The organism is Dactylosporangium sp. NPDC000521 (assembly GCF_042898305.1).
Classification (GTDB): domain Bacteria; phylum Actinomycetota; class Actinomycetes; order Mycobacteriales; family Micromonosporaceae; genus Dactylosporangium.
The window spans coordinates 1-6,239 of the sequence record NZ_JBIAYW010000055.1; the positions used below are offsets into that span (position 1 = coordinate 1).

The 6,239-nt window shown below is 71.5% G+C and carries 8 protein-coding genes; 5 read left to right on the forward strand and 3 right to left on the reverse strand.

Features of this window, described 5'->3' with window-relative positions:
- Positions 1-182: 182 nt before the first annotated feature.
- A complete protein-coding gene (locus tag ACFY3L_RS54430) occupies positions 183-1,211 on the reverse strand; it encodes a fatty acid desaturase family protein (protein WP_389343885.1) in 1,029 nt (342 codons plus the stop codon).
- A 118-nt stretch (positions 1,212-1,329) separates the two neighbouring features.
- On the opposite strand from ACFY3L_RS54430, the gene ACFY3L_RS54435 reads away from it, so the two are divergent.
- The 4 genes from ACFY3L_RS54435 (at position 1,330) to ACFY3L_RS54450 (ending at position 4,957) form a co-directional block, all read left to right on the forward strand.
- Entirely contained in the window at positions 1,330-2,631 is a 1,302-nt protein-coding gene (locus tag ACFY3L_RS54435; RefSeq protein WP_389343888.1) for a sensor histidine kinase, read from the forward strand.
- Positions 2,583-3,218: a response regulator transcription factor gene (locus ACFY3L_RS54440; RefSeq protein ID WP_360570206.1), complete on the forward strand. Its 636-nt coding sequence runs from the start codon at positions 2,583-2,585 to the stop codon at positions 3,216-3,218. The genes ACFY3L_RS54435 and ACFY3L_RS54440 overlap by 49 nt, the downstream gene beginning before the upstream one ends.
- A 281-nt stretch (positions 3,219-3,499) precedes the next feature.
- Entirely contained in the window at positions 3,500-4,450 is a 951-nt protein-coding gene (locus tag ACFY3L_RS54445) for a nitroreductase (RefSeq protein ID WP_389343890.1), read from the forward strand.
- A gap of 102 nt (positions 4,451-4,552) precedes the next feature.
- Positions 4,553-4,957 carry a hypothetical protein gene (locus ACFY3L_RS54450; protein ID WP_389343892.1) on the forward strand — a complete coding sequence of 135 codons (405 nt, stop codon included), beginning with the start codon at positions 4,553-4,555 and terminating at the stop codon, positions 4,955-4,957.
- 45 nt (positions 4,958-5,002) lie between these two features.
- Here the strand turns inward: ACFY3L_RS54450 and ACFY3L_RS54455 are convergent, their stop codons facing one another.
- On the reverse strand, positions 5,003-5,518 hold the full coding sequence (locus ACFY3L_RS54455; protein WP_389343895.1) for an inorganic diphosphatase: 516 nt from the start codon (positions 5,516-5,518) through the stop codon (positions 5,003-5,005).
- Positions 5,519-5,559: 41 nt separating this feature from the next.
- Positions 5,560-5,742 (reverse strand): hypothetical protein, encoded by a 183-nt coding sequence (locus tag ACFY3L_RS54460; RefSeq protein ID WP_389343898.1) that lies wholly within the window; start codon positions 5,740-5,742, stop codon positions 5,560-5,562.
- 260 nt (positions 5,743-6,002) lie between these two features.
- Here ACFY3L_RS54460 and ACFY3L_RS54465 point away from each other — a divergent pair.
- Positions 6,003-6,239, forward strand: a 237-nt coding sequence (locus ACFY3L_RS54465; protein ID WP_389343901.1) for a TCP-1/cpn60 chaperonin family protein, incomplete at its 3' end; no start/stop codon positions are given.

Here is a 6,239-nt window from a genome sequence, read left to right on the forward strand (position 1 = left end):
CAGGTTGGTCTGCTCCGCGATCGAGGTGATCAGGTTCAGCACGTTGCCGATCTCCGTCGAGGAGGAGCCCAGCTTTCCCACGATCTCGTTGGCGTCGCGGGCGTCGCGTACGGCCTGCCCGGCGGCCTCGGCGGCGATCGCTCAATGCAACAGCGCCGTGAGTGGCGGTGATCGCCCGTCGGTCAGCGGGCCGCGTGCTCCGTGCGGGCGGGCGCTCCCACGTCGTGCAGGTACCGCAGGGCCTGCCGGTAGGAGGTGACGAGGCTGGTCTGCTCGTACGGCACACCGATGTCGGCGCAGTACGCCTCCACGATCGGCTGGGCCCGGCGGAGGCTCGGGGTCGGCATGCCCGGGAAGAGGTGGTGCTCGATCTGGTAGTTGAGGCCGCCGAGCGCCGCGTCGGTCAGCCGGCTGCCACGCACGTTGCGCGAGGTGAGCACCTGCTTGCGGAGGAAGTCCTCGTCGCCGGAGGGGTGCGGCATGCCCTTGTGGTTCGGCGCGAACGTCATGCCCAGATACACGCCGAACAGCGCCTGGTGCACGAGGAGGAAGGCGACGGCCTGCAGCGGGGACAGGACGGTCAGCAGCGCAGTGAGGTAGGCCGTCGCGTGCAGTACGAGCAGCGCGATCTCCAGCCGGCGGCGCTTCATCCCGCTGCGGCGCAAGGCCTTGACGCTGGACACCTTCAGGTCGATCGCGAGCAGCGTGAGCAGCGGGAAGAACAGGCCGGCCTGGTGCCGGGTGATGAAGCCAGCCAGTCCGCGCCGGCCGACGGCCGATTCGGTTGCCCAGATGAGCACCTCGGGAGCGACGTCTGGGTCGAGGTCGTCGTGGTTGGGGTTGTTGTGGTGGCGGGTGTGCTTGTCCATCCACCAGCCGTAGCTCATGCCGACCGCCAGGTTGCCGGCCAGTAGCCCGGCGAGCTCGCTGGGCCGTTTGGTGCGGAACACCTGGCGGTGCGCCAGGTCATGGGCCAGGAGGGCGACCTGGGTGAACGTGACCGCGAGGACGGCGGCGGTCACCAGCTGCCACCATGACGAGCCGATCAGGACGAACGCGGTCCACCCGCCGAGCAGCATCAGCGTGACGACGCCCATCCGGGCGGCGTAGTAGGCGGGCCGGCGTTGCATGAGTCCCGCCTGATTGATCCGCCGGGCCAGGACGGCGAAGTCGCTGCCGGACGGCGACCGCGGCGTCATCGTGATCGTCATATGTCCAGTACACCTGGCGCTGGCAGCTTCGTCAGGAGCGCCAGGTTCCCCGGCACGGGGGTGGTAGCACCCCCCGTCACCACCGCTGGGCCGCACCCGCGACTGGCAGAATGGAAACGTGAGCGGGACCGGCAGACCGGTGCGTCGATGGGCCGGCCAGGGCATGCACGGCGCCCTGTCCGCCCTGGCGGCCGTCGGCCTGGCGTTCACCAACCTGCCGCTGCTGCTCATCTCCGTGGTCGCGCTGGCGCTCAGCCCGGTGCCGTTCCTCGGCCTGGCGCTCACTCCCTGGGCGATGAGCCTGGTGCGGATGCGCGCGGACCTGGAGCGCCGGCGCGCGTCGCGGACCGGTGTGCTGGTGCGACGCCCCTACCACCCGGCGCCCGAGCGGGCGCTGCCCGGCGGCTGGCAACGCTTCCGGTGGACGGTGACGGACCCGGCCACCTGGCGCGACCTCGCCTGGCTCGTGCCGGGGGCCCTGGTCGGCTTCGGACTCGGGGCCGCCGGTGTACTCGTGCCGCTCTACGGGATCGCCGGTCTGACGCTGACGCCGCTGTGGATCTGGCTCGGCACCGGCTGGTACGGCTACGGCGTGATCTGGTCCGTCGAGTCAGTCGGCGCAGGCCTGCTGTGCCTACCGCAGGGCGCGGCCATCCTGGCCACCGGCCTGTCGGTGGCGCCCTGGCTGCGCCGGGTCGACGCCCATTTCGCGCACCTGTTCCTCGCGCCGACGAAGAACGCCGAGCTCCGGCTGCGTATCACCCAGCTGACGGTGACCCGGGCCGACACGGTCGACGCCCAGGCGGCGGAGCTGCGCCGCATCGAGCGGGACCTGCACGACGGCGTCCAGGCGCGACTGGTCTCGCTGAGCATGGTGATCGGCCTTGCCGACGAGCTGCTCGACCGCAACCCCGCCGGCGCTCGCAAGCTGCTCGTCGAGGCCCGCGAGTCCAGCGGCGCTGCGCTGGTCGAGCTGCGCCATCTCGTCCGCGGCATCCATCCGCCCGTCCTGGCCGAGCGGGGCCTGGCCGGGGCCGTCCGCGCGCTCGCGATCGGGCTGCCGGTGGACATCTCGGTCGAGGTCGACCTGCCGGGGCGCCCGGCCACGCCGGTGGAGTCCGCGGCGTACTTCGCCGTCGCAGAGACGCTGACCAATCTGGTCCGGCACAGCCAAGCCCGGCACGGATCAGTGGTCATGGGGTATGCGGGCGGAGCGCTGAACATCGTGGTCACCGACGACGGTGTCGGAGGCGCCGACCCGGCGGGCGGCTCGGGGCTGCGCGGCATCGAGCGCCGTCTCGCCGCGTTCGACGGCACCGTAACGTTGTCGAGCCCGCCGTCGGGGCCCACCGTCATCACCATGGAGCTGCCGTGCGTGTTGTCATTGCCGAAGACCATGCCCTCCTCCGGGACGGGCTGACGCGGCTGTTGCAGGCGTTCGACTTCGACGTCGTCGCGTCCGTCGACAACGGGCCGGCCCTGCTGCCCGCGCTCGTCGAGCACCGGCCCGACGTCGCCGTCATCGACGTGCGGTTGCCGCCGACGTTCACCGACGAAGGGCTGCAGGCGGCGATCTCGGCCCGGAGCCGGATACCGGGACTGCCGACGCTGATGTTGTCCCAGCACGTGGAGCCCCTCTACGCGCGCGAACTGCTGGCCACGCCGCACGGCGGCGTCGGCTATCTGCTTAAGGACCGGGTGTCCAACATCGGGGAGTTCATCGACGCCGTGCACCGCGTCGCCGGCGGTGGCACGGCCATGGATCCGGAAGTGATCGCTCAGCTGCTCGCCCGCCGGGAGCCGCTCGCGGTACTCACCGCGCGGGAGCTCGGCGTGCTCGGCGAGATGGCCGAGGGCCGCTCCAACTCCGCGATCGCGGCCAAGCTGGGTATCACCGAGAAGGCCGTGAGCAAGCACATCAACAGCCTGCTGGCCAAGCTGGACCTGCCGCCGTCCGACGACGACAACCGCCGGGTCCGCGCCGTGCTCACCTACCTCAACGCCTGAGCCGCTCGGCGGCGGATCCGGTCACCGAGCGCGCGCCGTGCATGTCGTCACCTCGCGCGCCATCAGGAAGATGAGGGCCTGAACGGCGCACGACGCTGACGGGGTGGTGTTCCGGACGTTCTTCCCTGGACGAAGGGGCGCGCATCATAGGGTCTGCGCGCGAACTGGCGTAGGGTTGGCTGCGCGGCCCGTGGTGATGCGGCCGCATGTGGCCGGGGCGACTACTCCTTCTCGCCTGCACCCGCCGTGTTCTGCGGCGTTGGTCCGGAGGTCTCAGCCCGATGCGGGTCATGCAGTTCAAGCCCAGGCCCGATCGCCGTCACGACTCGACAGGTCCAGCTGCCGGCGGCGCGTCGCTGGGCGATGCGACGATCCATCCGATCGGCGCCCAGGCCGTCATCCACGCGCTCCTCGCCGCAGCCAACGCGGCCGGGTTCGCGCCGTCGATTCTCGACTCCCAGCCGTGGCGGTGGCGGCTGACCGGCAACACCCTGTCCCTGTACCACGACCGCACCTGCGTCGACGACGACGTCGACGCGGACGGCCGCTTGGCGATCATCAGCTGCGGGGCGGCCCTGCACCACGCGCGGATCGCGCTGGTGGCGGCCGGCTGGCGACTCACGATCAACCGCCGGCCGGACCGGGCCGACCCGGACCGGCTCGCGTCCTTGCGGCTCAAGGAGCGCTCGCCGGCGGAACCGGCCGAGGCACCGCTCGTGGACAGCATGCCCCTGCGCCGCACCGACCGGACCCCCGTCACCGGCGCGCCGATCGCGGCCGCGCAGCTCAGGGCCGTTTCGTTCGCGGTGCGGGCGGAGGAGACGTCGCTGCACGTGCTCTACCCCGACGAGGTGCTCGAGCTTGCCCGGGTCGCCTCCGGTGGCCGCCCCGTGCCGGTCGGATCGGGGGACCGCGCGACCGGCGTGGGCCCGGCCGGCCTCACCGACGGCACCGGCGCGACCTTCGTGCTGCTGTACGGCCACACCGACGAGCCGGAGGACTGGCTGCGCGCGGGTGAGGCACTGTCCGCCGGCTGGCTGACCGCGACCGCCGCCGGCGCCTCCGTCCTGCCGCTGAGCGCGGCCGTCGAGGTGGTTGCCACGCGGCAGGCCGTCCAGATGATGATCGGCTGCGTGGGCTACCCGTACCTGCTGCTGCGCCTCGGCCGGGCCGGTATGCCACCGCCGGGGCCGCGCCGCGCACCGGCCGCCCAGATCATCGATCGGCGCTGACGCTGTGCGGGTGGCGGCACGCGTGGGTCGCGGCGTACGGTCGCTACCACAGCCGCTCCGGACCCCGGTGGTATCGACACCTCGTCCACCGCAGGAGGGCTCATGCTCGGCGGTCATGCCGGTCCGATCGCCGTCGCGGCAACCTGTGACAGGCTCGTCCGGAAGATCGCCGACGGCGACCCGGCTGCGCTTGCCGGGCTGTACCGCCTGATGGTGCACCAGATCCTCGCTCACATTCGTCCCGGGCTGGACGACGTGGCCGCGGTGTGCGTCACGCGGGCGGTCTTCGTCGAGGTGTGGCGGCTGGCGCCGGTGTCACAGCGGTGGCACGCGGACGCGCAGGCATGGCTCTTCGCGATCGCTGACCGGCGCAGCAGCGAGCAGGCGCGGGCGGCGGGCCCCCGGACGGCGACGGTCGCGGTCTACGACCAGCACCTCAGCTCGGAGCTCAACGACCTGCTGCGGCAGCCGGACGGTTGCCGCCCGGCGGCCGCCGGCCCGCAGTGACGTCTGCCGTCCCACGGTCGCCACCTGCTGCGCTGACGGCGCGGCCTACCCGGCGTGCGGCCGCGCCGTGCGGGCGTTCCGCGCGGCCCGCAGGCGGGACCGGGTGACCTCCGCTTCGGCCTCCGCCCGGTCCGCCCAGATGCCGTGCTCGGCGTCGATGGCCTTGCCCGGTTCGAGGTCCTCGTAAATCTCGAAGAAGTGCTGGATCTCCAGCTTGTGGAACGGATCCAGGTCCGGGAGGTCCTGGAGGTAGGTCAGGCGTGGATCGGCGGTGGGGACGCAGAGCACCTTCGGGTCCGGGCCCTTGTCGTCGCGCATCCGGAACATGCCGAACGCGCGGCAGCGGATCTGGCAGCCAGGGAACGTCGCCTCGCGCGTCAGCACGAGCGCGTCGAGCGGGTCGGCGTCCTCGCCGAGGGTGTCCTCGATGAAGCCGTAGTCCTCTGGGTACTGGGTGGCGGTGAACAGGGTGCGGTCCAGTCGGATCCGGCCGGTGTGCCGGTCCATCTCGTACTTGTTGCGGGTCCCCTTCGGACTCTCGACCGTCACGTCGAACTCCACGCGTGCCACGCTCCCCAGCCGTCGTCGGATTGCGGTGGCGCCTACCGCGGCGCGGCGTGTGCCTTGCCGGTCATGCTCGCCACGTCGAGGGCGAGGAGGTCGAGCAGTCCCGCGTTTCGGGCTGTGTCGATGTCTTCGGGCAGGGACCTGTCGACCCAGGCGGCGCGATCATGTTGACCTCGGCTGCGGAGTGCGGCGAGGACGCTGGACTTTGCGATGATCATGGCTGCCTTCGCGGTGCGGTTGTGCCGGCAGTCGCCCGAGACCGGGCGACGCGGCAACGGTACGCCTGATCGGCGACGGGCGCCGCGCCGCCCGGCCGGGCTTGTGATCCGGGCCGATGAGTGCTGCACTGGACTTAGCACTCGCGACATGCGAGTGCTAAGCCGAATGGGATGCAGCTCCGGGGCGACGCAGCCGTAGCCATCGCAGGTCGGTCCGAACAGTGCCGGACATCCGGCGCGATACGTGAAGGACGACACAGATGGCAAAACTGATCGCGTTCGGGGAAGACGCCCGCCGTGGCCTCGAGCGGGGCATGAACATCCTCGCCGACGCCGTCAAGGTGACGCTCGGACCGCGCGGCCGCAATGTCGTGCTGGACACCGGCTACGGGGTGCCCACCGTCACCAACGATGGTGTGAGCATCGCCAAGGAGATCGAGCTCGAGGACCCCTACGAGAAGATCGGCGCCGAGCTGGTCAAGGAGGTCGCGAAGAAG